Genomic DNA, 25,225 nt, shown 5'->3' with positions numbered 1-25,225 from the left:
CGCCTCAGGTCAGATGGTTAGCGCAAATCTGATCTTTGGTTCAGACCAAACGGCTAGCCGGTGTTACCTGGCTTGCCGAACGCGCCTGCCTCGGCCAAAGCGGCGATGCGCCGGTCGTCGTAGCCAAGCGTCTTGCTCAACACATCCCGAGTGTGCTGACCGAGCAGCGGAGCCGCAACGGGATCGACCGTCGGCGTCAGGCTCATATTGACGGGCGACTCGATGTTCGGAACCGAGCCGGCGGTCGGATGCGCGATTCTGCTCAGGCGATGACGATCGCGCACCTCGGGTGCGTTGAACCCTTCCTCGACCGTACGCAGATAGCCAACCGGAATATTGGCCTTCTTCATCTTTGCCATCCAGTGCTCGAGCGTGTCGCTTGCAAACACGCTGGCGATGATGGCGCGCAGCTTCTCCTTGTTGGCGGTCCGCGCCTTGCGGTGAGCAAACTCGGGGTCGGTGACGAGATCCGGGCGCTCGAGTACGTCGGTGACGAGCCGGCGATAGAGCCGGTCGTTGGCGCAGGCCATATAGAGCGGACCATCGGATGCCCGGTAGACGCCGACGGTCGGCGAACCGTTCGGTGAGTTGCCGAAACGACCGGGGTTGTTGCCGTTGATGAGATAGGCCATGCCGTAGAAGCCGGTCATCGACACCGCGGTGTCGATCAACGCGACCTCGACCTGCTGCCCGCGACCGAGCCGATCCCGCGCAATCAAGGCGAGCAGGATGGCGTTGCAGGCCGACATGCCGGTTGCCATGTCCACGATCGGTGGCCCGGTGCGCACCGGCTCGCCATCCGGAAAACCGTTGAGCGACATGAAGCCGCTTTCGGCCTGCGTAATCGGGTCGAAGCCCGGGCGCAGCGCGAAGTCACCCTTGCGGCCGTAGGCGGAGATCGAGCAATAGATCAGCCGCGGATTGGTCGACGACACCGACGCATAGTCGAGGCCAAATTTCTTCATCACTCCGCCGGAGAAATTTTCCACCACGACGTCTGCCTTGGCAATCAACGCGCGCGCGACTTCGAGTGCCGCAGGATTGTTGAAATCGAGCGCAATGCCGCGCTTGTTGCGGTTGAGGCTCAGATACGCTGCGCTTTCCCCGCCGATCTCGGCGTGCTCGTACGCTCGCGTGTCGTCCCCGCCGTCCGGATTCTCGATCTTGATGACCTCGGCCCCGAAATCGGCCAGCGTTTGCGTGCAGGCCGGGCCGGCAACGACGCGGGTGAAGTCGACCACCAGCAGGCCATCGAGCGCCGTCGGAACTCCCTCCCCGCGCGGCGCGCGCCCTGGCAATTCTGGTTTGGTCATGATCCGACGCTTCCTCTGTTATTTTGTCAGGCGAAATACGACGGCCTTGCCAGGACCGGCACTGCCTGCCTTTTAGCGGAAGCCCATCACCAAGACCAAACCCGGATTTTGCAGGGCGGGACCTTCGCCTGACATGGCTGTCACCGGCAAGGGGAGCCCACGGCGCCGGCCGTGCCGACACGGCCGAACGATTCGAATGTCGAGGAAGCCCGCCGGATACCGGATCTGTCAGCGCGTCCGGCGAGCGGAAGAATGGACATCGGCGGGTAGCGACGCTTCGTCGCCACCCGCTCGAGAAGCGTCGCGCTATTCGGCGATCGTTTCGCCGGAGCCGCCGAACTCGGCCGGAAAGTCCTTCAGCTTCGGCAGGCCGTCGCGTATCGGCAGCACCGCCTCGGAATAGTTGACGTGAACGCCGGGGTTGAACTTCAGCGTTGGGATCGTTGCCGTGAACACGTCGACGAGCCCAAGCGTCGGGTGGTTCGTCATCAGGTGACCGCCGCACTTGGTGCAGTATTTGCGCTGGCTCATCGCGGTCTTCTCGAACGTTCCGAGATGATCGGCGCCCTTGGTGACTTCGACCGCCTCGGGCTTCCAGAGGCTGAACGCATTCACTGGGCCGCCGGACCAGGAACGGCATGAACGGCAGTGGCAGTAGCCCATCGCCTCAGGCTCCCCAGTGACCTTGAGTTCGACGGCGCCGCAAAAGCAGGTTCCAGTATGATTCATCGCTCGGTTCTCCCTTGGGTGAATTGATCGGAGGGTGAATTGATCAGACTCCGCGCCGGCATCGACCCACGTTACTCGTGATGTTCGCGATGCAGGATAAGATCAAGGCGGGCGTAGCCGCTACGAACTCCCTTGTGGACGTACCAGACCATTCCTCGCACCGGAGCCAATCACACTGCGCTCCAATGCGGGCAGGTCGTCGACGTTACATGAGAGTCCGCGCGGCTGTCGACCGTCTTCGACGCAGATCAGGACGAGCTCAGTGTGAGGCAAAGCGCAGTGCCGCAATGTGATGAATCGCTGCCGCGCCGGCTGCCTGTGCGGCAACCGGCGCGTGAGCACGTCACTTCAAGTCAGGATTGACGGTCCTTCACGGGAACCTTGTTCGGCGTGGCAAGGCCGTACATCAGCGCCAGCCGATCCAGGCATTCCTTGAGGCGCCGTGCAAAATAGTCCTGCCAGCGCTGCGTACGCAGTCCGCGCCGCTGCCCCACCTGCTCCATGGTCATGCCGAGGATCAGGACGTCGTGCACCAGCGCCGAACCGTCGGCACCAAGCTCATGCTCGGCGCGATTCAGGCGCAAGGTCGCCTGGCGCTGTCCCTCCGTGATCGGCTCACGTTGCTGACCGCCGTCAACGTATTCACGCGCCGTATCCACCGCGCGAGGGCCGCGCTCGGCCTTCTCCCAATCGTTCTGGAAGGCCCGGCCGCTCCGGTACTGGGTGTCATCGATCTGCCGGTGTGCATGCAGCCGGCCGAGCGGGTCGCTGCGTATCGAGCGAAAGGCAACGATCTTCTCGCCCGGCTCGAGCGCGAGGGGATCGTCGATCTCGACGGTCGCCACCTCGGCGTTGAAGGGCAGATCCTGGGAACGCCGATCATGTGTTCCAGCGGGATCGTACGGTTTCCGGCGTTTTGCGCGCGGCATTGGTGGCCTCCGAAATGTGTCGTGAAAGCGCGCGGCGTCGTCCGCGCGACCGTGGTTGTGTGGACCGACATCGATCGGTCGGGAGGTGAGCGGCCTCAGATGGCCCCGATGGCTTGAAGCCAAGCGTCGTTCAGTACCGGCCTCGTCGATGCTTCGGGATCGCGGCTCAGGTGAAAATGCGGCGTGCAATAGCTCGCGCCCGGCCGGCACGGGTGACCACAGAAGGTCATGGTTTCGCCGTCGGCATCCCCGCCATAGGGATAGCGGCAGTCTCCGCGCTTGAGGTCGAACAGCGAAAGATGCCGTGGCGCGACCGCCGCGCAACGAAGTTGGGGCATCTCCACCGTTTCGGTGAAGCTCTTCGGCCAGCGAAACAGATCAGACTTCAGCTCGGCCCGCCCTTCACGCAGGCGCCCGATCCTCGGTGGCTCCGGCAAGGCCGGCTTGGGTGGATCGAGGTGCCCTGGCAGGGACGGCTCCGGCCGATCGAGGCCCGCCAACCCCATGCGCTGCGCCCTGCTGAGGGCCGCGTTGCGCGTATAGGCCGTGCTGAAGGTTGCGTTGATCGTCTCAGCGATTTCCGAATAGGACAAGCCGCGGGCGCGCAGGTCCTGCAAGGCAGCCGAATGCTCCGGCAGCCAGTTCACCATATCCATTCCAAATTCCCATTTTTGTCATTCCGCCGGCGCCTCGCACAGATTCCGATATTCCGAAGGAAAAGTCAAGCTTGAATTCTGATAATCGTAACGGTAAGAGTATGTCCAGCTTTGGAGAGGATGAAACATGCTGGACGCGGCACTTATCGAGCGAGCACTGGAAAAGACGGGGAAGAGCAAGGGCGGGCTTGCCCGCGCAATGGGGGTTCGGGCCGGGGCGGTGTCCGAAATCCTGTCGGGAATCCGCTTGATCAAGGCATCGGAGATTGCCCCGATCATGGAATACCTGGAGCTGAACTCGGTGCCGATCGTGGGCCGGGTCGGCGCCGGCGCCTCGATCCAGCCGGAGCTCGAGCAGGTCCCGCCGGAGGGCCTCGGCGAGATCGAACTCCCCTTCCCGATGACGGAGGAAACCGTCGCTTTCGAGGTTTCGGGCGATTCGATGCTGCCGAAATACGAGAACGGCGATGTCATCGTGGTGTATCGCGAGCAGCGCTATCCGCTGTCGAGCTTCTACGGAGAGGAAGCTGCGGTCCGGCTGAAGACCGGCGAGCGCTATCTGAAGACGATCGAGCGGGGCAGCTCGTCCGGCACGGTCAACCTCAAGAGCTTCAATGCCAAGCCGATCAACGGCGTCAAGCTCGAGTGGATCGGCGAGATCTGCGTCACCCTGCCCCGCGGCCAGATCGAAAGACTGCGCGGCAAGACGGCGGCGAAGGGCCGCAAATCCGCCCGGGCGCAGGGCGGACGGTCGTCCGAGAAATAGCCGCCCGGCTGCAGGGGCCGGCCTGACCGATTCGGGTGCCTTCGGCCCGAATCGGTTGGTGCGACCGCGCACGAGTTCCGATTATCGTCAATCTCCCTTGACATAATTCCGATTATCGGAAATAATGGACAACGAAAGTCAACGCATCGAACCGCCAGGCAATGCAGTATTTTGTTGTGATGATCGACTATGGCCGCCGTGGCCGCGAGGCGATCGTCGATCCCGAAATGACGCGGCGCGAGGTCATCTCACGGGTCGCGTCAGGTGAATACACCAACATCAGCTTCATCCACGAGGTTGCCGAGTGCTCGGTCGAGGATATCACGGACGATATCCTCGCGGAGGCTGCCCTGCCGGAGCTCGCCCCGACCGGCGCAAACCTGCAAGCCAATACACTGGATCACGCCCGCGACCTGCGCAAACACGAGCCGGTCTGACCGCGCTCACGCGGCGATTGCGAAAACGTGATCTTTCTTGAACCGGCCACTTGGCCGGAACCCGAAACAGACTAGATAGGGTTCACGCAGAGTCTATTCGGACCGGGCGTGGGTTCCCACTAGATTCGCGAAATCGTTTTCTCGGGCCGGCAGATTTCAGCTTCAGATGACTTCGACAACAAACGCCGAGATCGCGAGAGCCGATGGCGATCTCAGGATCGCGCTGCTGCTTGGCATCGCAAACTGGTTTCTGTTCCTGGATCACGTTCCGCACAACGTCGTCAGTGCGCTGACCATGCGCAATTTCGGCTTTAGCGGCGCGACCGACCTTTTTGTGTTCATCGGCGGCTATGCGGTGACGCTCATCTACGCCCGGATGGCGCTGGAGCGCGGATTCGTCGTGGCCGCAACCCGGATCTTCAAGCGCGTATGGCAGCTCTATGCTGCCTATATCGTCCTGTTCGTGATCTATGTCGAGTTGATCAGCTATGTCGCCACGCGGACCGCGGCGCCCGAGATCATCAGCGAGTTCAACATCACCGGATTCATCGACCACCCGATCCGGACGCTGATCTACGGCTTGTTCCTGCAGGCCAAACCGCTCAATCTCGACGTGCTGCAACTCACTATCGCCCTGATGGCCTTCCAGCCGTTCGTCGTACTCGGATTGCTCTACGTGCCGAACGCAACGCTTCTCGCGTCAGTGGCGCTTTACGCTACCGCCCGCGTGTTCGACTGGAACCTGACTTCATATCCGTACGGAGATTGGTACCTTAATCCGTTCTGCTGGCAATTGCTGTTCGTGATGGGTGGCTGGCTCGCGCTCATCGGCACGCGCTATGCACCCGCGATCCGCGCGATGCAGGCCGTTGCCGCGCTGCGCGCCACGGCGTTGTTGTACCTGCTGTTCGCGCTGACGATCGTCTCCAGTAGCGATATCCCGGCACTCGCCCAAATGATGCCGAGCGGACTGAGCGACATGCTGCTGCAAAACGACCGGGAGGATGTCGCACCTCACCGCATCCTGCATTTCCTGACCCTGACATTCCTGTTCACCTGGTTGGTGCCGCGCGACTGGGGATATCTGCGATCTTACGCCCTGCAGCCGATCATCAAATGCGGCGAGGAATGGCTGGCCGTGTTCTGTGCAGGCGTGTTCCTCTCCTTCGCCGCGCACCTGATCTTGATCACCGGTCCATACTCACTGACAAGGCAGGTCGCGGTTAGCCTCGCCGGTCTTGCGGCGATGACGGCTGTCGCCTACTACGTCTCGTGGTCGAAGCAGCAGGACAACAAATCGGCGGTCGGCGCTCATTCCTGAATCCATCGATCTAGTCGACCAGCAGCGCGCGCCTTAGCGTCTCGCTGTCGTGCAGCATGGTGGCGTCGAGGCCCCCTCGCGCAGCTGCATCCGTCGCGCAATCGAACAGGCGGTAGAACTCCAACCCGTCATAGGCGACCAGCAACAGATCGGCGCCCGCGTTCAACGCCTCCACGACTGCGGTGCAGACGTCGTGCTGATAGATCGCGCCCATCACCAGATCGTCCGTCATGACGATGCCCTGGTAGTTCCAGCTCTTCCGGATCGGCCCGTCGACCACGGCCTTTGAATGCGACGCCGGCCGCCCTCGGTCGACCGCATTCACCGCGACATGCCCGTCGAGCACACCGGAGGAATTTCCCGCGTGGTGGACAAAATTGACAGCGCGATCTGGTTGCCTCCCAGCATCAGCTTCCAACCGGTTGGCCGTCGCGCGCTTACGGCTTGAAATCAAGCGCATCGACGTCCTCGCGTGATCCCTTTCGCCCGCGCAATCGCGTCGGCGCATGGTGGCCCGCGCTCTCCGGTTGTCCGATCAAGCATGCTCAGCCGAGCCCTGCTTGACGCGCAAATTCGTTTGTGCGCAGCTGCTCAAAACAACAAGGCTACTCAGGGGCAGGACATATGGGCGGGCTTCGGCGGGCGCTGGCCGGTTACGGCTTCCTCATCGCATCGATCAATCTGGCGGCAGCGGCGGAGCCGATCAAGCTGCGGGTGGCCGACTCTTTTCCGAAAGGGCATTACCTCGTCCGCCTCGTGCTCGAGCCCTGGATGGCCGAGGTGCAGAAGCGCACCAACAACGCCGTGACGTTCGAGCACTATCCGGCCCAGCAGCTCGGCAAGGCCGCCGACATGCTCAAGCTGACGCAAACCGGCGTCGCCGACATCGGCTACGTCGCGCCCGCCTACGTATCCGACAAGATGCCGATCTCCGAAGTCGCGATGCTCCCCGGCGCGTTCGAGCATTCCTGCCAGGGCACGCTAGCCTATTGGAAGGCCGCGCGGAGCGGCGTGATTGCAGAGCAGGATTATACCGTAAACGGCATCCGCCTGCTGCTCGCGGTGAGCCTGCCGCCCTATCGCATCCTGACTGTGAAGCAGCCGGTGAAGGATGCCGCCGACATCAATGGGCTGAAGCTGCGGTCGACCGGCGGCGCACAGGACCTCACCTTGCGCGCGATCGGCGCGGTGCCGGTGCGCATGGCTGCCCCGGACGCCTATGAATCGCTGTCGCGCGGCACGATGGACGGTCTGCTGTTTCCGCTCGAGAGCGCCGTCGCCTATGGCGCCGACAAGCTCGTGAAGCATTCTACCGACGGCTTCGGCTTCGCGAGCTTCGTGGTCGCCTATTCGATCAGCGAGAACGCCTGGAAGAAACTGTCGCCGGAGATCCAGAAGGCGATGATCGACACCGCCGAGGAAATCCTGCCGTCTGCCTGCAAGGAAGTGCAGAAGCAGGACAGCGAGACCATGAAGTCGATGGAAGCCGCAGGCGTCCACTTCGACACCTTGCAGCCTGACGTCGTCGCCAAGCTCAAGGACCTGACGAAAGGCGTGGGCAAGGCATGGGCCGACGGGCTCGATGCGCGCGGCAAGCGCGGCAGCGACGCCCTGAAGGAATTCAGTGCTGCCGTTGCAGCCGTGCCGGCCCAGTAACGCGGACGGAGCCCAACGTGATCAAGACAAGCCTGAAGGCTCTGACCGCCATCGAGAAGGTGACCTCGGCTATCGCCGCGGCATTGATGTTTGCGATCATGATCATCGTCTTCTCCGATGTCGTGATGCGCTACGTGTTCAACCGGCCGTTTTCCTGGGCCTATGACCTGATCTCGCTCTACGTGATGGCCGGCGTGTTCTTTCTCTCCCTCTCCGGCACCTACGCGGTCAACGGCCATATCAGCGTCGATATCCTGCTGCCGCGCTTCTCGGCGATCATGCAGCGCCTTTGCGTCATCATCTCTAACCTCGTCGGCCTCGCGATCTTCGTTCCGATCGCCTGGCTCGGTTATCAGCGCGCGCTCGACAATTATGTGTCGGGCGACGTGATGGCCGGTGCGATCCCGTGGCCGACCTGGGCGTCCTCGATCTTCGTGCCGGTCGGTGCGGGAATTCTCGCGCTGCGCCTTGCCGTTCATCTCATTGCCAATACCGCAAGCCTCCTGACCGGCGAGAATTTATTGCCGCTGCCGGCCATCTCCGGTCATTCGGACAAGGCTGCCGGAGGTTTCGAATGATCCCGACCTTCATCCTCGCGCTGCTGTTCTTCCTGCTCGCGATCGGAACACCAGTCGCGTTCGCCATGGCATTCTCCGGCGGGCTCGGCCTCTATCTGACCGGCGGCCTGCCGATCCTGCTCGGCGTGCTGCAGACCACGCCACTGTCGGCCGTCACTTCCTACGAGCTGATCACGATCCCGATGTTCCTGTTGATGGCGGACCTGGTGCTGCTGTCGGGCGTCGCCGACGATCTGTTCAAGACCGCCGCAGCCTGGGTTGGACGAATCCCCGGCGGTCTCGGCATGGCAACCGCGTTGGCCGGTGCGGGCTTCGGCTCGATCTGCGGCACCAGCACGGCCTCGGCCGCAACGCTCTCTTCGACCAGCCTGCCCGCAATGATCCGCCAGGGTTACGAGCCCAAAATGGCCGCTGGCGTCGTCGCGATCTCGGGCACGCTGGCGATGCTGCTGCCGACCTCAGTGGCGCTGGTGATCTTCGGGCTGCTTGCCGAGGTGAACATCGGAAAGCTCCTGATCAGCGGCATCATCCCGGCGATCTTCGTCACCATCATCATCATGTCGACGATCTATATCCTGGTGCTGCTCGATCCCTCGCGCGCACCGACGATATCGGCCGTGACATGGTCGGAGCGGTTCAGCCTGCTCTGGCAGGTCAGCCCGATGGTGATCCTGTTCTCGATCGTCACAGGTACGATCTATCTCGGGATCGCGACGCCGACGGAGGCCTCGGCGTTCGGTGCATTCGGCGCCTTCTGCCTCGCCTGCTGGAAGCGCAAGATCAACCTGACCTCGCTCTACACAACGTTACGGCATGCCGCCCAGGGCACCTGCATGATCGTGCTGATCATCATGTGCGCGCATATCTTCGGCTATTTCTTCACCCTCACCCAGGTCACGCAGAACATCGTCGGGTGGGTCGGCGGGCTCGACGTCTCGCGCTGGATCATCATCACGCTGATCCTGTGCGGCTACATCGTGCTCGGCTCGTTCATGGATCAGATCGCGATCCTGGTGCTGACGGTTCCGATCGTGCTGCCGCTGATCAAGTCGCTCGGATTCGATCCGATCTGGTTCGGCGTCATCAAGATCGTGACCGCCGAGGTCGGCATGATCACTCCGCCGATCGGATTGAACTGCTTCATCGTCGCACGCTACGCACATCGTCCCGTGGGCGAGGTGTTCCACGGCACATTCCCGCATTTCATCGCGCATCTGATCGCCATCGCCATTTTCGTGGCATTTCCGGAGATCATCCTCTGGCTGCCGAACCACATGCAACATTGAAGAAGCCGTCGGTCGAGACGGCCATCTCTGGGAGACTGTTATGAATTTCTATTCCCGTTTCCTCGCCGGCGCAGGCGCCACCACCGCGTTTCTGGCGGCTTCCGCATCGTCGGGCCTTGCCCAGGAGAAGATCACCCTGCGCCTTGCCGACAGCCTGCCCTCCGGCCACGTGATCCATGAGCTCGTCGGCAAGCCGTTTTCGGAGCTCGTCACCAAGCTGACCAACGGCCAGGTCACGTTCCAGCACTTTCCGGCGGAGCAGCTCGGCAAGGCCAAGGACATGGCCCAGCTTACCGCGCTCGGCGTCGCTGATGTCTCCTACATCGTGCCATCCTATTCGTCGGACAAGTTTCCGCTGACGGCGGTCGCCGAACTGCCCGGCATCTTCGACAGCGAGTGCCAAGGCTCACTCGCCTTCTACAAAGTCTCGCACAATGGCGGCATCCTGGAGACGAAGGAATTCGCGCCGAACCAGCTTCGGCCGCTGGTGACGCTCGCGCTGCCGGCCTACCAGGTCCAGCTTGCGACCAGCCGCGATGTGAAGACGGCAAAGGACCTCGAAGGCCTGAAGATCCGGACCACCGGCGGCGCGATGGACCTGATGATGCGCTCGATCGGCGGCGTGCCGGTGCGGATGGCCGCGCCCGAGATCTATGAATCGCTGACCCGCGGCACGCTCGATGGGCTGATCTTCTCCTACCAGAGCTCGGCATCCTACGACTTCGGCAAGATCCTGAAGTCGGGCACCGAGGGGCTGAACTTCGGAACCGCGATCTTCACCTATTCGATCGGCGAGCTGAAATTCAAGTCGCTGCCCGAGAATGTGCGCAAGGCGCTGGTCGAGGCCGGCGAGCAGACCACGCGCGAGGCCTGCAAGCGGTTCGAGGACGGAGAGAAGGCCGCGGCAGACAAGATCAAGTCGCAGGGCATGAAGGTCATCAACTTCAGCGCCGACGACAAGAAGGTGTTCGACACCGCCTTCAAGTCGGTGGCACAGGATTGGGCGAAGGACGTCGACAAGCGCGGCAAGCCGGGCACCGACGTCTTCAAGGCCTTCGCCGAAGCACTGGCCGCTACACATTGAGCCGGGCCCCGACGAGAGAAAAACCATCCGCGCCCGCCGGTCCGCTCGCCGGCGTCAGGATCATCGACCTCACCAGCGTGATGATGGGACCCTACGCGACCATGATCCTCGGCGACTACGGCGCCGACGTGATCAAGGTCGAGAGCCCCGATGGCGATGTGATGCGCCACGCCGCCCCGATGCGCCATCCCACGATGGGCGCGATGTATCTGCAGGGCAATCGCAACAAGCGGTCAATCGTGCTCGATTTGAAGAAGGCCGTCGGCCGCGCGGCGCTGCTGCGTCTTGCCACCGATGCCGATGTGCTCGTCCACAACGTCCGTCCTGCGGCGATGGCGCGGCTGAGCCTCGGAGCCGACGATCTCTTGGCGATCAACCCGCGGCTGGTCTATGCCAGCCTGCACGGGTTCGGCGAGACCGGGCCCTATGCCGGCCGGCCCGCCTATGACGACCTGATCCAGGGGCTGACCGCCCTGCCCGCGCTGACCGGCAGGATCACCGGTGAGCCGCGCTACTCTCCGGCGACCATGGCCGACCGCATCGTCGGCCTCAATGCCGTTCACGCTATCCTCGCGGCGCTGTTCCACCGGGAGCGCACCGGCGAAGGCCAGGCGATCGAAATCCCGATGTTCGAGACCATGGCGCAGTTCGTGCTCGGCGATCACATGGCCGGGCGCAGCTTCGAGCCGCCGATCGGCCCGCCGGGTTATTCCCGGCTGCTGTCGCCCGACCGCCGTCCGTATCAAACCAGCGACGGCTACATCTGCGCGCTGGTCTATTCCGACAAACAATGGTCCGCGTTCTTCGCCAAGATCGGCCTTGCGAACGAGGCCGACCGCGACCCGCGGCTGAGCAGCATCTCAGCGCGAACGAGGAACTACGATTTCGTCTACGACTGGTTCTCGCAGATGATGAAGACCCGCAGCACCGCCGAATGGGTGCGCTTCTTCGAAGAGGCCGACATTCCGCACGCGCCGCTGCACGACCTCGATAGCCTGATCGACGATCCGCATCTGACCGCCGTTGGGCTGATCCAATCACTGGAGCATCCGACCGAAGGCACGCTGCGCGTGGCCGGCCCAGCCGCCACCTGGAGCAAGACGCCGCCGTCGATCCGGACCTATCCGCCGAACCTCGGCGAGCATGGCCGGGAGATCTTGCGCGAGGCTGGACTTGCGGATGCCGAGATTGCGGCCCTCCTCAAGGAGGGCGCGCTGATCGAGCCCGACCGCTGACTATGTCCTGCGCGACGCCAGTATCTTTTCGGCGGCGCGCAGATGCGGCTTGTCCAGCATCTTGCCGTCCATCTTGGCGACCCCGGACGGATTGTCGGCAAACGCAGCGATCACCCGCTTCGACCAGGCGATCTCCTCGTCGGTCGGCATGAAGGCCGCGTTGACGACATCGACATGCTTGGGATGGATCACGGCCTTGGCGAGGAAGCCGTCCTGCCGCGCCGCGATCGCCTCCACCTTCAACGCGTCGAGATCGTTGATATCGGTGGCGATGGTGTCGATCGCGACCACGCCGGCCGCTGCTGCGCCGATCAGGCAGAGATCGCGGGCGAGGATGAAGGGCGAATGATAGCGGCCGTCGGTGCGGTTGCGGGTTGCGCCGAGCGAGGCCGCAAGGTCCTCCGCACCCCACATCATACCCCAGAGTCGCGGGCTCATGTTCTCGAAGTCCAGGATCTTCAGCACCGCCCGCGCCGTCTCGGTTGCGACCGTAACGATCCGCGTGCTGCCCTGCGCGATATCCGAGGCGGCCTCGAATGCATCGAGATAGAGCGCGAGCTTGTTGACGTCGGCGGCGCCGGCGCATTTCGGCAGCACAATGCCATCAGGCTTTCCGGTCATCACGGCCGCGAGGTCGCCGAGCGTCAGACCGGTGTCGAGCGCGTTGACACGGATATAAAGCTTCTGGTCCGGATTGCGCGCATCGAGCATCTCGCGCGTGATGCCGCGCGCCACGATCTTCTGCTCCGGTGCGATGGAATCCTCGAGATCGAGAATCAATGCGTCGGCCGCGGTCTTCTTCGCACTCTCATATTTCCGGGTGCTGTCGCCGGGAACGAACAGGAACGATCGCATCGCCTATGCCTTCGGCTTGCAGTGCATCAGGCCGGTGCGGCGGCAGCTTGCCACCACCTCGCCGCGCTGGTTGGTCATGGTGTGCTCGAATTCGACAATGCCTTGGGTCGGCCGCGACTTGCTTGCGCGCTTGCCGATGATTTTTGTGTGCGCCTTCAGCGTATCGCCGTGAAATACCGGCTTTGGAAACTTGACGTCGGTCATGCCGAGGTTTCCGACCGTGGTTCCGAAGGTTGTGTCGTACACGCTCATGCCGATCATGATACCGAGCGTATAGAGGCTGTTGAACAGCCGCTGGCCGAACTCGGTCTTCTCGGCGAAATGCGCATCGAGGTGCAGTGGCTGCGGATTCATGGTCAGGAGGCTAAACATCGTGTTGTCCATCTCCGTCACGGTCCGGCTGAACTCGTGATGGAATTCCTGCCCGACCTCGAACTCTTCGAAATACAATCCAGCCATTTACCGTCCCTTGTAGTTGGGCGTTCGCTTCTCAACAAACGCATTCAGCCCTTCCTGGCAGTCTTCGGTCGAGGCGACCACCACAAAACTTTCCGCGGTGTTCTCCACCGAGCGGCGGAAATCGGCATCGACCGCGCGCATGAAGGCGTCGCGGCCGATCTTCATCACGATAGGCGATTTCGTCGCCAGCTTCCGCGCGATCTCGCGGGCCCGATCGAGCGCAGTGCCCTTCGGCACGACTTCGCTGAGCAGCCCCATGCGGTAGGCCGTTGCGGCATCGAAGGGCTCGCCGAGGAACAGCGGGCCGAACGCCTGGTGCTTCCCCACCAGCCGCGGTAACTGCACGAAGTGGATTGCCGGAATCAGGCCGACATCGATCTCGGGATAGCCGAAGGACGAGCTGTCGCCCGCGATGATCATGTCACATGAGATCGCGATCGTCATGCCGCCGGCGCGCACCGCGCCATCGATCGCCGCAATCGTCGGCTTGCCCATGCGGTACTGCGTATCGTTCAGTGCGAAGTACAGCCGCTCGAGGAATGCCTTGGTCTCGATCGCGGGTTTGCCCCTGACGATGTCAAGGTCGAGTCCGGCGCAAAACACCTTGTGGGCGCTGCTGATGATGACGGCGCGCACCGTGTCATCATCGCGCGCTTTCGCCAACGCCGCCAGCAACGCGTCGATCAAGGGGATGCTGAGCGCATTCACCGGCCCGCGGTCCAGCACAATCTCCGCAATCTGGTTGCTGATCGAGTAACGAACGAGGTCCGTGCTCATGATGTCTTGCCTCCTGTCATCGCTTTGGCCTGCCGCACCGCGCCCGACAGCAGCAAGCCGTCGATCTCGGCCGAGCCAAGGCCAGCCTCTGTCAGCACCGCGCGGCTATCCTGCCCGACGTCCGGCGCAGGACAAAGATGATCCTCGGACAGGCTCGCGATCCCCGGCGTCCGCGGCGAATAGACCGCGCCGACGCCCGGCGTATCCTGGCGGACCGACGCCCTGGTCGCCTCGACGTGCGGGTTGCGCAGCCATTCGCCGGGATTGAGGATGCGCTCCGCGATGATATCGGCACTGTGCAGCCGCGTCAGCCAGACATCCGTCGGCTGCGTCAGGAACACCTCGCGCAGCTGCGGGATCAGCGTGTCGGCAGCATCCGCACGCCGGGCGAAGTCGGCGAAACGGGGATCGCTGGCGAGATCCTCGCGGTCGATCGCACCGCACAGCCGCTTGTATTGCGGCTCGTTCACCAGCGTGACCATCATCCAGCCGTCCTGGGTCTGGTAGGTGCCGGCCGGCACATTGAGCGCGCGCGGGGCACCGCCCTCGAGGATGAACTCCGCGACCTTATGGCCAAGCAGCGCCGACGTCGACTGGCAGAGATTGACATCGATCCAGCGTCCGGTGCCGACCGTCGCACGCGCGAACAAGGTCGTGGCAATGGCCTGGAACGCATAGACGCCGGTGACGACGTCGGAGATCGTGGTGCCGACCCGGTGCGGCACGCCATCGGTGCCGACATTCACCGAGACCAGCCCGGAGAAAGCCTGCGCGACCGAGTCCGAGCCGGGGCGCTTTGAGTATGGCCCGCTCTGCCCGAAGCCGCTGACCGACAGATAGACCAGGCCCGGATTGTCGCGCGACAGGCTCTCATAGCCGAGCCCGAGCCGCTCCGCGACACCAGGACGAAACCCTTCAATCAGCACGTCGGCCTCGCGCGCCAGAAGCTGCGCGATCGCAATCCCGTCCTTGTGTTTCATGTCGAGGCACAGGCTGCGCTTGCCGCGGTTATAGACCGCCGACAGCGTCGTGTGATTGCCATAGGTCGTGCCGAGATAGCGCGACCAGTCGCCTTCAGGCGGCTCGACCTTGATGACGTCGGCGCCGTAGACCCCGAGCAGCATCGCGCAATAGGGCGAGGCGATCCCCTGCCCGAAATCCAGCACTTTCAGCCCGCGATACGGCGCCTCGTGCGTCGGCATCAGCTTGCGTTCGCCCGCCATTTGTCCTCCCACAGCTGTCGAAGAGCCCTGTTCTTTTGGGCATGACCCTCTCGGAAAACCGCTCCACACTTTTCCGGATCATGCCTACAGCGCCAGATAGCGCTGCCGGATGTTATCGTTGGCCTTCAGCTCATCGATGGAGGATGTGTAGACGATCTGTCCCTTGTCGATAACCGTCGCGTGGCTCGCAAGGCCAAGGCAAAAATGCATGTTCTGCTCGGCGATCAATACTGTGGCACCGGTGCCGCGGAGCTGCCGCAGCAGTTCGCCGATGCGCTGCACGATGATCGGCGCCAGCCCCTCGCTCGGCTCGTCCAGCAGCAGCAGCACCGGATTGCCCATCAGTGTGCGGGCAATCGCCAGCATCTGCTGCTCGCCGCCGGACAGCCGTCCGGCAATCCGGTGCCGCAGCGGCTCCAGCAGCGGGAACACGTCATAGACGCGGCGGATCGACCACTCATCCTCGCCGTCGGGCCCCGTCTTCTGGCCGATGACGAGATTGTCCTCGACCGTATGCTCGGGGAATATCTGGCGGTCCTCCGGCACGAAGCCGAGCCCGGCCCGCGCGATGTGATGCGGCCTCATCCCAGAGACCACGTTGCCGCGCAAGGTCACCTTGCCGCGGCGCGCCGGCGCCAGCCCCATGATCGCCTTCATGGTGGTCGACTTGCCGGCGCCATTGCGGCCCAGCAGCGCCATGGTCTCGCCCTTCCGCACCGAGAGGCCGACGCCGAACAATATTTGGCTGGTGCCGTAGTAGACGTCGAGATCCTCGACCTGCACCACCGGCTGCGTGCTCATGCCACCGCTCCCGCGGGGTCGTCGCTGCCGAGATAGGCCTCGATGACGGCTTCATTCCTGCGGATCGCATCAGGCGTCCCGGTCGCCAGGATCCGGCCGTAACACAGCACGACGATCTCAGGTGCGATCTTGAACACGATATCCATGTCGTGCTCGATGAACGCGACGGTGATCTTCTGCTTTTCCCAGAGCTCGCGTACCTTGTCGACCATGCGCCAGCGCTCCTCGGTGCCCATGCCCGCGGTCGGCTCGTCGAGCAGCAACACTTTGGGATCGAGCACCAGCGCGAGCGCGATATCGAGCAGCTTCTGGTCGCCATGCGACAGCGTCGCCGCGGTCCTGTTGCGCTTTCCGGCAAGGCCGAGCAACTCCATCGCGTGCTCGGCGCGGTCGCGCGTCTCGGCCAATGGAAAGCGGCGATGCATCACGCCGGCACGGCCTTGATCGGCACAGACCGCTGCCAGCATCGTCTCCTCGACCGTCAGCGACGGGAAGATGCTTGCGACCTGGAAGGCGCGGCCGATGCCGTGGCGTACGATCTCCGGTGGCGTCTTGCCCGCCATGTCGACGCCGTTGAGCAGGATCTGCCCGGCGTCCGGCCGCAGCGCGCCCGTGATCAGGTTGAAGAACGTGCTCTTGCCGGCACCGTTGGGACCGATCACGGCGGTGAGCGAACCGTCGGCGAAATCGAGCGAGACGTTGTCCGTCGCCTTGACGCCGCCAAAGGATTTCGAGAGGGCGCGAATTTTCAGCATGGCTAACTGCGCCCCTGGCCGCGACGCTGCGCAAACCATTCGACGACAAAGTCCATCAGCCCTTTCCGCAGGCCGATGGCAAAGAACAGGATCACGATGCCGAGCACGATGCCGTGATACTCGGTCAGGCGGGTCACGGTGTCGTTGAGGATCAGCAGCAGCACCGCTCCGACCATCGGCCCGAGGAAGGTCGTCACGCCGCCGAGCATGTTGATGAAAATGCCCTCGCCGGAGATCGTCCAGTAAGCGAATTCGGGATAGGCGCCGGAGACGAACAGCGCCATGATGATGCCGCCGGTCGCCGCGAACAGCGCCGCCAGCACGAAGATTGTCAGCTTCGCGCGCCAGACATCGATGCCGATGAAGCTCGCCCGCGTCGCGTTGTCGCGGATCATGCGCAGCGTGTAGCCGAACGGCGACTGCGCGATCTGGCGCATCAAGAGCAGCCCGATCACCAGCAGCGCGCAGCTCGTGATGTAGAGATGCAGATGGTTCGAGAGGTCAATGCCGAGGAACGGCGGCCGCGGAATGCCGCCGCGCAGGCCCTGGTCGCCGCCGGTCAGCGATTGCCACGACAGGATCGTCGAGTGGATCAGCATCTGGAACGCCAGCGTGACGAAGGCGAAATAGATCTCTTTCAGCCGCACACAGATCGCGCCGATCACGACGGCGACGACGAAAGTCATCGCCAGCGTGGCGACGAAGGCCACCGGGATCGGCACACCGGTCTTCTGCATCATAAGGCCGAAACCATAGGCGCCGAGGCCGAAGAACATGCCGTGCCCGAACGAGATCAGGCCGGTGTAGCCGACCAGAAGGTTGAGCGACGTCGCGAACAATCCGTAGGCGGCGCAGCGGATCACGAAGTCAAGCAGCTGCTTGCTGCCGAAAAGCACCGGCAGCAGCGCAAGCAGCACAAAGGCTGCGAGCGCGATCAACGCGTCGCGATAGCGCTGCGGCCTGGCGTCGATCCGGGGCACATCGAGCGGCTGCGCGCCCTGCCCGGCCTGCAACTCGGTCATGCGACCTCCTTGCCGAACAGGCCGGTCGGACGCGACACCAGCACGATCACCATGAAGAGATACATCAGCCCCTCGGTGAAAAGCGGGAAGCCGAGCGATCCGAACGAGCGGATCAGGCCGATCAGGAGCGCGCCGATCAGCGCACCCAGGATCGAACCCATGCCGCCGATCACGGTGACGATGAAGGACTCGATCAGCACCGAGAAGCCCATGCCCGGCGTCAGCGAGCGCACCGGCGCGGCAAGCGCGCCCGCCAGCCCCGCCAGCATGCCGCCCAGCGCGAACACGCCGCCATAGATCAGCCCGGTGTTGATGCCGAGCGCCGACACCATCCCGGGATTATGCGCGGCGGCACGGATCACCTTGCCGATCCGGGAACGCGCCAACCCCAGGCCGAGAACAACGGCAGCGGCCAGCGCCACGCCGATCAGCAGCAGATAATAAGGCGGCACCACGCCGCCGGCGATGAACAATGGTGGCACCTGGAACGCTGCCGGCATGCCCATCGACCTGAATTCAGGCCCCCAGATCATGCGAACGACATCGTCGAAGATCAGCACGAAGGCATAACAGACCAGGAGCTGCATCAGCACGTCGCGGCCGTAGACCCGGCTCATGAAGGCGCGTTCGAAGATCAGGCCGAGGAGCGCGGTGCCGACGGCGCCGCCAAGGATCGCCAGCGCAAAGCTGCCGGAGAGCTGGTAGGCCGTCATCGCGAAATAGGCGCCGAACATATAGAAGGCGCCGTGACTGAAATTGACCACCTTGAGCACGCCGAAGATCAGCGTCAGCCCGACGGCGACAAGAAACAGCAGCATGCCGATGATCAGGCCGCTGGTGGTCTGCGTCACCAGGCATGCAGGACTGGTGAGGCAACTGGCGAGCGCGTCGAGGTCCACGAGAATCATCCATTACGGCGGGCCGCAACGCCGGCGCGCGACAAACATCAGATGCAAGGCGGAGACAGCACGCTGCCTCCGCCCCGCATGCGGATCAGGTGTAGCCCTTGCTCTTCTTCCACTCGGCTTCGAGCTCGAAGATTGTCTTCCAGTCTCCGGCCTTGACGTCGGGCACGTAGGGCTCCTGCGGGATCGTGGTGCCCCAGCCGATTGCGTAGCCGACCAGCGTGTGGTCGTCGGCGCGCATCGTGACGGTGCCGTCGGCACCGAACGGGCATTTGATAGTCAACCCCGTGAGAGCCTCTGCGACCTTCTTGCCGTCGGTCGAGTTCGCCTTCTTGACGGCCTCGTTGAGGAACATGACGGCCGTCGCGTTCTGCCAGGACCAGTTGGTCGGGTACTCGTTGTACTTCGCCTTGTAGGCATCGCCCCAGGCTGCATTCTCCGGGGTCGGCGGGAATGTCTTGATGTAACGGTCGCCGGAGTGGATGCCCTTGGGCAGGTTCTTCACCACCGTGAGCGCGGTGTAGTCGGCCATGTTGACCGCGAACACCTCCATTTGGTTGAACATCGCGTAGATGTTAGCCTGGTCGATGTAGGAGGTGAGATCGCCACCCCACAAGCAGGAATAGAGCGCCTGCGGCTTGGCCTGCAGGATCTTGGTCACCACCTCGGTGTAATCGGGCTGGAACAGCTTCGGCCAGGATTCGCTGATGATCTCGACATCGGGCGCGAATTTCTTCAGGTACAGCACGAATTCGCCGGTGGTATCGCGGCCATAGGCATAGTCCGGCGAGCAGGTCGCCCACTTCTTCAGGCCCTTGGCCTTGGCGACCCCGGCCGCGTAGCCGGCGCCGACGATCGAGTCATGAATGCCCTGCCGCACGCAGCGGAACGCGTTCGGAATGTGCTGCTTGGGATCGGCCGTCAGCGATGACGCTTCCGAGCAGGTATGGATGCAGAGCACCCCGAGATCACGCGCCACCTCGTGAACCGCGAACGATCCCGACGATGCCTCGCCATCGAGCAGCATCTCGCAGCCGTCGGTGTTGACGAGCTCGCGCGCGATACGCGCGGCTTCCTGCGGCTGTCCCTTGGAATCGCGGATCACCATCTCGATCTGCCGCCCGGCAAGGCCGCCTGCGGCATTGACCTTCTCGACTTCCAGCATCACCGCATTGCGCGAGGATGTGCCGAGTTGTGCGACGCGACCCGATAGAATGGTCGGCATGCCGATCTTGATGGTCTTGGCCTGTGCGCGCGCCGCCCATGGCGCAGCAAAGCTCACCGCACCGGCACCCATCAGCGCAAGCGTCGAACGCCGGCTGATGCCCGGTTTCCGGGTCCTCGTCATATTCCCCTCCCTGTCGGGTTCGCGTTCCCAAATCCCTGTCGGAGATCGTTTCGTCTCCATGGCCACGATGTTTTCAGAGCAAGGGGGGTGACGTCAAGCCAAAGATGAATTACGACTCATAATTCATCCAGGGAGAAAACGGCGCCGGAATCGGCCCGACGGACGGCAAATGATCAATCTTTCCAGCTTCATCGCATTTCATGCCAGGCGGACTCCGGACCGCTGTGCGCTGAAATATCGCGGCGAAGACGTCTCCTATGCAGATTTCGATCTGCGGATCCGGCAGGTCGGCAGCTGGCTCGCGACACGCGGCATCGCGCCCGGCGACGTCGTCGCCATCCTGATGAAGAACAGCACGGCCTTTCTCGAGCTGGTGTTCGCGACCAGCCATATCGGCGCGGTGTTCCTGCCGATCAACTATCGCCTGTCGGCCGATGAGGTCGGCTATATCGTCGGCAATTCCGGCGCGCGACTGCTGGTCGCCGACGAGGAATTTGCAGCGATTGCAGCCGGTGGCGCGCCGGTGGTGCTGCTGGGTGAAATCGCGCAGTCCAGCGTCACCAGCCTGGCGCCCGACATTGCCCCGGCGCCGATCCATGTGCGCCAGCCGCGCGACCTGATGCGGCTGATGTACACCTCGGGCACGACGGATCGCCCCAAGGGGGTGATGCTCACTTACGAGAACATCTATTGGAAATCAGCCGACCAGACGCTGGTGCTTGGACTCAACGCCGACACGCGGCTGCTCGTCGTCGGCCCGCTCTATCATGTCGGCGCGCTCGACCTGCCCGGCATCGCCGTGCTCTGGCATGGCGGCATGCTGTGCATTCACCGCACCTTCGAGCCTGAACCGGCGCTGGCCGCCATCGAACGCGAGAGGCTCAACGCGGCGTGGTTTGCGCCGGTCATGACCACCGCGCTTCTCACCTGCCCGAACCGTGACCGCTACGATGTCTCCAGCCTGCAATGGGCGATCGGCGGCGGCGAGAAGACGCCGGAAGTCCGCATCCGCGCCTTCTCTGACTATTTTGGGAACGCGCGCTACATCGATGCCTACGGCCTCACCGAAAGCTGCGGCGGCGATACCTTCATGGACGCCGGCCGCGAGATCGAGAAGATCGGCTCGACCGGCCGCGCGATTGCTCATGTCGAGATCGAGATCCGCGACGATGCCGGCAAGCGCCTGCCCGCCGGCCAGAATGGCGAGATCTGCCTGCGCGGCCCGAAGGTCACGCAGGGCTACTGGAAGGATCCCGATAAAACCGCATCCGCCTTCTTCGGCGACTGGTTCCGCACCGGCGACGTCGGCTATCTCGACGAGGACGGCTTCCTCTATCTGACCGACCGCAAGAAGGACATGATCATCTCCGGCGGCGAGAATATCGCCTCTTCCGAGGTCGAGCGCGTCGTCTACGAAATCCCCGGGGTACGCGAGGTCGCCGTGATCGGCCTGCCCGACGACCGCTGGGGCGAGAAGCCGGTCGCCATCGTGGTGTTGGCGGACGACGCAAGGCTCGACCTGACTGATCTCACCGAATTCTGCCGTGCGCGGCTCGCAGGCTTCAAGGTGCCGCGGCAGTTGATCATCCGCGACAGCCTGCCGCGCAATCCATCCGGCAAGGTGCTCAAACGCGTGCTCCGCGCCGAACTCGAGGCCACCGCATGACTCAAGCGACATCCGCCAAAGTGACAAAACTCAACCGGGTCGAGCGCAACGCCTGGACCAAGCAGAAGATCTTCGACGCCGCGACCAAGGTCGTCGGCAAATACGGCTATGCCGAAGCCTCGGTCGCGCGCATCACCGAAGCCGCCGGTGTGGCGCAAGGCACCTTCTACAATCATTTCGAGAACCGCCAGGAGCTGCTCGACCAGCTGCTGCCGAAGATCGGCCTCGACATGGTCCGCTTCATCCATGCGCGCACCGGCACTGCCAACGAAGCACGGCAGGAGGTCGAGCGTTTCAGCGCCTTCTTCGATTTCATCCGCCAGGTCCCCGAGTTTCTCCGCATCCTCAACGAGGCCGAGTTCTTCGCGCCGATCGGCTACCAGAAGCACTTCGACAATATTTCGAGCGCCTATGTCCGGATCCTCCAGCGCGCGCGGGCCGCGGGCGCCACCAACACCTTCAGCGACGAGGAGTTCGAGGCCATCGTCCAGGTCTTGATGGGTGCACGCGGCTATCTCAGCCGCCGCTATTCCTACTCCGAGCAAGGCGTCACCGCCGTGCCCGACTATGTCATCACGGCATACCAGAAGCTGGTCACCCGCGGCCTGTTCACCACGAGCGACAAGGGAAGAAAGTCATGAGCGCCGACGGCATCATTCTCGTCACCGGCGGCAGCCGCGGCATTGGCGCTGCGACCGCAACGCTGCTTGCCGATCAGGGCCATCGCGTCGTCATCGTCGACATCGCGCCCGAGCCGCTGGTCGGAACGACAGTCGTCCTTTGGCCCGCGCCGTTCGACGTTGCGAGCGAAAGCGCGGTCGTCGCTGGCATTGCCGATATCGAGAAAGCGCACGGCCCGATCACCGGCCTCGTCAACGCCGCCGGCGTGTTCGGCAAGATGCACACGATCGAGCGGGTACGGATGGAGCAATGGGACCGCGAGGTCAATATTGACCTGCGCGGCACTTTTCTGGTCGCGCGCAGCGTCGGCATCGGAATGGCCAAGCGGCGTCACGGCGCGATCGTGAACGTCGCCTCGGTGGCCGGCATGACGTCGGGTCCGATCCACGCCTATACCGCGGCGAAGGCCGGCGTCATCCAGATCACGCAGACGCTCGCCGCCGAATGGGGCCGTTCCGGCGTACGCGTCAACGCGGTGTCGCCCGGCTTCACCCGCACAGTGGCGCTCGAGGCGGGCATCGCGTCGGGCGCCTTGAACAAGGATCTGCTGGCCCGCCCAACGGCGATGAACCGGCTGGTCGAGCCGCTGGAAGTGGCGCAGGCGATCGCCTGGCTGCTCTCGCCGCGGAGCAGCGGCGTTACCGGCATCAATCTGCCGGTCGACGCCGGCTACATCGTAGGCACCACCTGGGCCGCCTATGGCGGCCTGCCGGACGCACCGGCCAGCTGAGGACAACGCATGAATATCGAGCTTTCGCGCCAACACCTCGATCTGTCCTCCGCCATCGCCGAGGGCGACATCCGCGTGCTGCTGATGGTGCTGGTGCACATGACCGGCGACGAGAAGTGGCTCGAGCCGCCGTACAAGCCGAAGCGCGACGTCCGCCTGATCCCCGATCCGGATGCCGGCGTGCCGAAGGAGATCCAGGACGAGATCCGCGCCGCCGTCCTGAACCTGTTCGCGAACGGAACGCCGAAACCCGTCATCACCAATCCCGGCGACGAGCTGATGCTGCGGATGATGCGCACGACGCTGGGCGAGAACGTCGCGCCAGAATACGCGCCTCTGATGCGCGAGGAGATGGGATTCGTTCCCCGCGATGCCAGATGGCACGAGCGCCCTTCCGACGAACGACTGGCGCATCAGCATGTGCTGATGGTCGGCGCCGGCGTCTGCGCGATCGCGCTTGGCGTTGCGCTCGGGCGGCTCGGCATTCCCTATACCATCGTCGAGAAGCAGGACGAGATCGGCGGCACCTGGTACGTCAACCGCTATCCCGGCTGCGGCGTCGATACGCCGAACCACTCCTATTCCTTCTCGTTCGGCCCCCGCAATCCGTGGACCCGCTATTTCGCGCAGCGCCAGGAACTGCTCGACTACCTGCTCAAGGTCGTGCGCGAATACGGCATCCGCCAGCACGTCCGCCTCTCGACCGAGTTCGTCGCTTCGCGCTGGGACGAAGGCAAAGGCCGCTGGATCTCGACGCTGAAGACGGCGAGCGGCGAAGAGACATTCGAGTCCACCGCGCTGGTCAGCGCGATCGGGCAACTCAACGATCCCTCGCCTGCCTCGTTCAAGGGAGACGAGGATTTCACCGGCCAAAAGGTTCATTCGGCGCTGTGGTCAGACGATATCAAACTCGACGGCAAGCATGTCGCCGTAATCGGTACCGGCGCGACCGCGATGCAGCTGGTGCCGTCGATCGCTGACCGCGTCGCCTCGGTCACCGTCTACCAGCGCACCGCGCAGTGGGCGCGGCCGGTGAAGGGCTATTCCGACCCGATCACCGAAGGTGCGCAGTGGCTGCTCGCCCATCTGCCGTTCTATGTGCAGTGGTACCGCTTCAACATGTTCTGGCGTTACGGCGACGGATTGTTGCCGTTCCTCCGCAAGGATCCGGCGTGGCCGCATCCGGACCGCGCCGTCAACAAGGGCAACGACCGGCATCGCCAGGAGCTGGCCGACTTCATCCTCTCCGAGCTGAAGGACCGCCCTGATTTGATCGAGAAGTGCATGCCGACCTATCCGCCTTACGGCAAGCGCATCCTGCTCGACAACAACTGGTTCAAGACGCTGACCAGGCCGAATGTTGAGCTGGTCACCGACACGATCGACCATTTCGCTGCGGACGGAATCGTCACGGCCGACGGCACATCCCGGCCGCACGATGTCATCGTGATCTCGACCGGCTTCAAGGTCTCCGAGATGGCCGCGCGTCTCAACATCACCGGCCGCGACGGCAAGAACCTCAAGCAGGCGTGGCACCACGATAATCCGACCGCGTATCTCGGTCTCACCGTGCCTGACTTCCCTAATTTGTTTCTGATGCTCGGCCCCAACTCGGGACCCGCGCATGGCGGCAGCGTGATCTTCCAGTCAGAATGCCAGAGCCGCTACATCTCCGCCTGTCTCGTCGAGATGATCGAGAACGATATCGCTGCGATCGACGTGCATCCCGACGCGCATGACGAATACATCCGCAACGTCGATGCCGAGCATGAGCAGCTGATCTGGACCCATCCGGGCATGACGACCTACTACCGCAACAGAAGCGGGCGGGTGTTCTCGGCGATGCCGTGGCGGTTCGTCGACTATTGGAAAATGACGCACGATCCGGACTTCACCCGGTATCGAACGACCAAGGCGCGACAGGAAACCTGACCTGAAATACCCCGCTCGTTAACTTGACAGCAGGCCATATCTGCCGCAGCATTTCGGTGACTGCACCTGTTGGGGTGCGGG

General features: G+C 63.4%; 26 protein-coding genes. 12 read left to right on the top strand and 14 right to left on the bottom strand.

What is annotated here, in order from left to right; translation table 11 throughout:
* Nucleotides 1-53: 53 nt before the first annotated feature.
* The 4 genes from AC066Y_RS07660 to AC066Y_RS07645 form a co-directional block, all read right to left on the bottom strand.
* Complete coding sequence (locus AC066Y_RS07660) at nucleotides 54-1,316, bottom strand: CaiB/BaiF CoA transferase family protein (RefSeq protein ID WP_478273387.1); 1,263 nt, start codon at nucleotides 1,314-1,316, stop codon at nucleotides 54-56.
* 303 nt (nucleotides 1,317-1,619) lie between these two features.
* Complete coding sequence (locus AC066Y_RS07655; RefSeq protein ID WP_478273332.1) at nucleotides 1,620-2,042, bottom strand: GFA family protein; 423 nt, start codon at nucleotides 2,040-2,042, stop codon at nucleotides 1,620-1,622.
* 353 nt (nucleotides 2,043-2,395) lie between these two features.
* A complete protein-coding gene (locus AC066Y_RS07650) occupies nucleotides 2,396-2,971 on the bottom strand; it encodes a DUF6456 domain-containing protein (protein ID WP_478273331.1) in 576 nt (191 codons plus the stop codon).
* 95 nt (nucleotides 2,972-3,066) lie between these two features.
* Nucleotides 3,067-3,627 (bottom strand): GcrA family cell cycle regulator, encoded by a 561-nt coding sequence (locus tag AC066Y_RS07645; RefSeq protein WP_478273330.1) that lies wholly within the window; start codon nucleotides 3,625-3,627, stop codon nucleotides 3,067-3,069.
* Nucleotides 3,628-3,754: 127 nt separating this feature from the next.
* Here AC066Y_RS07645 and AC066Y_RS07640 point away from each other — a divergent pair, with 127 nt between their 5' ends.
* From AC066Y_RS07640 to AC066Y_RS07630, 3 genes are all read left to right on the top strand, one after another.
* Nucleotides 3,755-4,393, top strand: a complete 639-nt coding sequence (locus tag AC066Y_RS07640) for a LexA family transcriptional regulator (RefSeq protein WP_176530027.1) — start codon at nucleotides 3,755-3,757, stop codon at nucleotides 4,391-4,393.
* A 161-nt stretch (nucleotides 4,394-4,554) separates the two neighbouring features.
* Entirely contained in the window at nucleotides 4,555-4,830 is a 276-nt protein-coding gene (locus tag AC066Y_RS07635; protein WP_478273329.1) for a hypothetical protein, read from the top strand.
* Between the two features lie 166 nt (nucleotides 4,831-4,996).
* Entirely contained in the window at nucleotides 4,997-6,151 is a 1,155-nt protein-coding gene (locus AC066Y_RS07630) for an OpgC domain-containing protein (RefSeq protein ID WP_212310258.1), read from the top strand.
* A gap of 10 nt (nucleotides 6,152-6,161) precedes the next feature.
* Here the strand turns inward: AC066Y_RS07630 and AC066Y_RS07625 are convergent, their stop codons facing one another.
* Entirely contained in the window at nucleotides 6,162-6,497 is a 336-nt protein-coding gene (locus AC066Y_RS07625) for a glycoside hydrolase family 3 N-terminal domain-containing protein (RefSeq protein ID WP_478273328.1), read from the bottom strand.
* A gap of 278 nt (nucleotides 6,498-6,775) precedes the next feature.
* Here AC066Y_RS07625 and AC066Y_RS07620 point away from each other — a divergent pair, with 278 nt between their 5' ends.
* From AC066Y_RS07620 to AC066Y_RS07600, 5 genes are read left to right on the top strand one after another with little or no spacing between them, the layout of a single operon-like run.
* Entirely contained in the window at nucleotides 6,776-7,807 is a 1,032-nt protein-coding gene (locus AC066Y_RS07620; RefSeq protein ID WP_478273327.1) for a TRAP transporter substrate-binding protein, read from the top strand.
* Nucleotides 7,808-7,824: 17 nt separating this feature from the next.
* Nucleotides 7,825-8,385 (top strand): TRAP transporter small permease, encoded by a 561-nt coding sequence (locus AC066Y_RS07615; RefSeq protein ID WP_478273326.1) that lies wholly within the window; start codon nucleotides 7,825-7,827, stop codon nucleotides 8,383-8,385.
* Nucleotides 8,382-9,671: a TRAP transporter large permease gene (locus AC066Y_RS07610; protein WP_478273325.1), complete on the top strand. Its 1,290-nt coding sequence runs from the start codon at nucleotides 8,382-8,384 to the stop codon at nucleotides 9,669-9,671. Before AC066Y_RS07615 ends, AC066Y_RS07610 begins: the two co-directional genes overlap by 4 nt.
* A gap of 40 nt (nucleotides 9,672-9,711) precedes the next feature.
* The gene (locus AC066Y_RS07605; RefSeq protein WP_478273324.1) at nucleotides 9,712-10,755 is read left to right on the top strand and encodes a TRAP transporter substrate-binding protein; all 1,044 of its coding nucleotides are present in this window, start codon (nucleotides 9,712-9,714) and stop codon (nucleotides 10,753-10,755) included.
* On the top strand, nucleotides 10,752-11,990 hold the full coding sequence (locus AC066Y_RS07600) for a CaiB/BaiF CoA transferase family protein (protein ID WP_478273323.1): 1,239 nt from the start codon (nucleotides 10,752-10,754) through the stop codon (nucleotides 11,988-11,990). Before AC066Y_RS07605 ends, AC066Y_RS07600 begins: the two co-directional genes overlap by 4 nt.
* Here the strand turns inward: AC066Y_RS07600 and AC066Y_RS07595 are convergent, their stop codons facing one another.
* The 9 genes from AC066Y_RS07595 to AC066Y_RS07555 all read right to left on the bottom strand — a co-directional run bounded on the left by AC066Y_RS07595 (nucleotide 11,991) and on the right by AC066Y_RS07555 (nucleotide 20,135).
* Nucleotides 11,991-12,845, bottom strand: coding sequence for an HpcH/HpaI aldolase/citrate lyase family protein (locus AC066Y_RS07595; RefSeq protein ID WP_478273322.1), 855 nt, complete (start codon nucleotides 12,843-12,845; stop codon nucleotides 11,991-11,993). It abuts the gene before it with no gap.
* A gap of 3 nt (nucleotides 12,846-12,848) precedes the next feature.
* Nucleotides 12,849-13,304 (bottom strand): MaoC family dehydratase, encoded by a 456-nt coding sequence (locus tag AC066Y_RS07590; RefSeq protein ID WP_478273321.1) that lies wholly within the window; start codon nucleotides 13,302-13,304, stop codon nucleotides 12,849-12,851.
* Complete coding sequence (locus tag AC066Y_RS07585; protein WP_478273320.1) at nucleotides 13,305-14,081, bottom strand: enoyl-CoA hydratase/isomerase family protein; 777 nt, start codon at nucleotides 14,079-14,081, stop codon at nucleotides 13,305-13,307.
* Nucleotides 14,078-15,304, bottom strand: a complete 1,227-nt coding sequence (locus tag AC066Y_RS07580; RefSeq protein WP_478273319.1) for a CaiB/BaiF CoA transferase family protein — start codon at nucleotides 15,302-15,304, stop codon at nucleotides 14,078-14,080. The genes AC066Y_RS07585 and AC066Y_RS07580 overlap by 4 nt, the downstream gene beginning before the upstream one ends.
* An 84-nt stretch (nucleotides 15,305-15,388) precedes the next feature.
* Nucleotides 15,389-16,105: an ABC transporter ATP-binding protein gene (locus AC066Y_RS07575; RefSeq protein WP_456721930.1), complete on the bottom strand. Its 717-nt coding sequence runs from the start codon at nucleotides 16,103-16,105 to the stop codon at nucleotides 15,389-15,391.
* A complete protein-coding gene (locus AC066Y_RS07570; RefSeq protein WP_478273318.1) occupies nucleotides 16,102-16,860 on the bottom strand; it encodes an ABC transporter ATP-binding protein in 759 nt (252 codons plus the stop codon). The genes AC066Y_RS07575 and AC066Y_RS07570 overlap by 4 nt, the downstream gene beginning before the upstream one ends.
* A gap of 2 nt (nucleotides 16,861-16,862) precedes the next feature.
* Nucleotides 16,863-17,882, bottom strand: coding sequence for a branched-chain amino acid ABC transporter permease (locus AC066Y_RS07565; protein ID WP_478273317.1), 1,020 nt, complete (start codon nucleotides 17,880-17,882; stop codon nucleotides 16,863-16,865).
* Complete coding sequence (locus tag AC066Y_RS07560) at nucleotides 17,879-18,781, bottom strand: branched-chain amino acid ABC transporter permease (protein ID WP_478273316.1); 903 nt, start codon at nucleotides 18,779-18,781, stop codon at nucleotides 17,879-17,881. Before AC066Y_RS07560 ends, AC066Y_RS07565 begins: the two co-directional genes overlap by 4 nt.
* Nucleotides 18,782-18,875: 94 nt before the next feature.
* Nucleotides 18,876-20,135 (bottom strand): ABC transporter substrate-binding protein, encoded by a 1,260-nt coding sequence (locus tag AC066Y_RS07555; RefSeq protein ID WP_478273315.1) that lies wholly within the window; start codon nucleotides 20,133-20,135, stop codon nucleotides 18,876-18,878.
* A gap of 169 nt (nucleotides 20,136-20,304) precedes the next feature.
* Here AC066Y_RS07555 and AC066Y_RS07550 point away from each other — a divergent pair, with 169 nt between their 5' ends.
* The 4 genes from AC066Y_RS07550 to AC066Y_RS07535 are packed head-to-tail and all read left to right on the top strand — an operon-like array spanning nucleotide 20,305 to nucleotide 25,144.
* Nucleotides 20,305-21,801 carry an AMP-binding protein gene (locus AC066Y_RS07550; protein ID WP_478273314.1) on the top strand — a complete coding sequence of 499 codons (1,497 nt, stop codon included), beginning with the start codon at nucleotides 20,305-20,307 and terminating at the stop codon, nucleotides 21,799-21,801.
* Nucleotides 21,798-22,442 (top strand): TetR/AcrR family transcriptional regulator, encoded by a 645-nt coding sequence (locus AC066Y_RS07545; protein ID WP_478273313.1) that lies wholly within the window; start codon nucleotides 21,798-21,800, stop codon nucleotides 22,440-22,442. The genes AC066Y_RS07550 and AC066Y_RS07545 overlap by 4 nt, the downstream gene beginning before the upstream one ends.
* Nucleotides 22,439-23,212, top strand: a complete 774-nt coding sequence (locus AC066Y_RS07540; protein ID WP_478273312.1) for an SDR family NAD(P)-dependent oxidoreductase — start codon at nucleotides 22,439-22,441, stop codon at nucleotides 23,210-23,212. Before AC066Y_RS07545 ends, AC066Y_RS07540 begins: the two co-directional genes overlap by 4 nt.
* Nucleotides 23,213-23,221: 9 nt before the next feature.
* Nucleotides 23,222-25,144 carry a flavin-containing monooxygenase gene (locus AC066Y_RS07535; protein WP_478273311.1) on the top strand — a complete coding sequence of 641 codons (1,923 nt, stop codon included), beginning with the start codon at nucleotides 23,222-23,224 and terminating at the stop codon, nucleotides 25,142-25,144.
* Nucleotides 25,145-25,225: the final 81 nt, after the last annotated feature.

The sequence above is a fragment of the Bradyrhizobium sp. USDA3010 genome, from assembly GCF_056429065.1.
This window is presented reverse-complemented; position numbering and strand designations above follow the sequence as displayed.

Excerpts from the sequence above, each read along its gene's own strand:
- AC066Y_RS07655 (WP_478273332.1), bottom strand. The coding sequence starts at position 2,042 with ATGAATCATACTGGAACCTGCTTTTGCGGCGCCGTCGAACTCAAGGTC.
- AC066Y_RS07650 (WP_478273331.1), bottom strand. The coding sequence starts at position 2,971 with ATGCCGCGCGCAAAACGCCGGAAACCGTACGATCCCGCTGGAACACAT.
- AC066Y_RS07645 (WP_478273330.1), bottom strand. The coding sequence starts at position 3,627 with ATGGATATGGTGAACTGGCTGCCGGAGCATTCGGCTGCCTTGCAGGAC.
- AC066Y_RS07640 (WP_176530027.1), top strand. The coding sequence starts at position 3,755 with ATGCTGGACGCGGCACTTATCGAGCGAGCACTGGAAAAGACGGGGAAG.
- AC066Y_RS07635 (WP_478273329.1), top strand. The coding sequence starts at position 4,555 with ATGCAGTATTTTGTTGTGATGATCGACTATGGCCGCCGTGGCCGCGAG.
- AC066Y_RS07630 (WP_212310258.1), top strand. The coding sequence starts at position 4,997 with ATGACTTCGACAACAAACGCCGAGATCGCGAGAGCCGATGGCGATCTC.
- AC066Y_RS07620 (WP_478273327.1), top strand. The coding sequence starts at position 6,776 with ATGGGCGGGCTTCGGCGGGCGCTGGCCGGTTACGGCTTCCTCATCGCA.
- AC066Y_RS07610 (WP_478273325.1), top strand. The coding sequence starts at position 8,382 with ATGATCCCGACCTTCATCCTCGCGCTGCTGTTCTTCCTGCTCGCGATC.
- AC066Y_RS07605 (WP_478273324.1), top strand. The coding sequence starts at position 9,712 with ATGAATTTCTATTCCCGTTTCCTCGCCGGCGCAGGCGCCACCACCGCG.
- AC066Y_RS07595 (WP_478273322.1), bottom strand. The coding sequence starts at position 12,845 with ATGCGATCGTTCCTGTTCGTTCCCGGCGACAGCACCCGGAAATATGAG.
- AC066Y_RS07590 (WP_478273321.1), bottom strand. The coding sequence starts at position 13,304 with ATGGCTGGATTGTATTTCGAAGAGTTCGAGGTCGGGCAGGAATTCCAT.
- AC066Y_RS07585 (WP_478273320.1), bottom strand. The coding sequence starts at position 14,081 with ATGAGCACGGACCTCGTTCGTTACTCGATCAGCAACCAGATTGCGGAG.
- AC066Y_RS07580 (WP_478273319.1), bottom strand. The coding sequence starts at position 15,304 with ATGGCGGGCGAACGCAAGCTGATGCCGACGCACGAGGCGCCGTATCGC.
- AC066Y_RS07575 (WP_456721930.1), bottom strand. The coding sequence starts at position 16,105 with ATGAGCACGCAGCCGGTGGTGCAGGTCGAGGATCTCGACGTCTACTAC.
- AC066Y_RS07570 (WP_478273318.1), bottom strand. The coding sequence starts at position 16,860 with ATGCTGAAAATTCGCGCCCTCTCGAAATCCTTTGGCGGCGTCAAGGCG.
- AC066Y_RS07565 (WP_478273317.1), bottom strand. The coding sequence starts at position 17,882 with ATGACCGAGTTGCAGGCCGGGCAGGGCGCGCAGCCGCTCGATGTGCCC.
- AC066Y_RS07555 (WP_478273315.1), bottom strand. The coding sequence starts at position 20,135 with ATGACGAGGACCCGGAAACCGGGCATCAGCCGGCGTTCGACGCTTGCG.
- AC066Y_RS07550 (WP_478273314.1), top strand. The coding sequence starts at position 20,305 with ATGATCAATCTTTCCAGCTTCATCGCATTTCATGCCAGGCGGACTCCG.
- AC066Y_RS07545 (WP_478273313.1), top strand. The coding sequence starts at position 21,798 with ATGACTCAAGCGACATCCGCCAAAGTGACAAAACTCAACCGGGTCGAG.
- AC066Y_RS07540 (WP_478273312.1), top strand. The coding sequence starts at position 22,439 with ATGAGCGCCGACGGCATCATTCTCGTCACCGGCGGCAGCCGCGGCATT.
- AC066Y_RS07535 (WP_478273311.1), top strand. The coding sequence starts at position 23,222 with ATGAATATCGAGCTTTCGCGCCAACACCTCGATCTGTCCTCCGCCATC.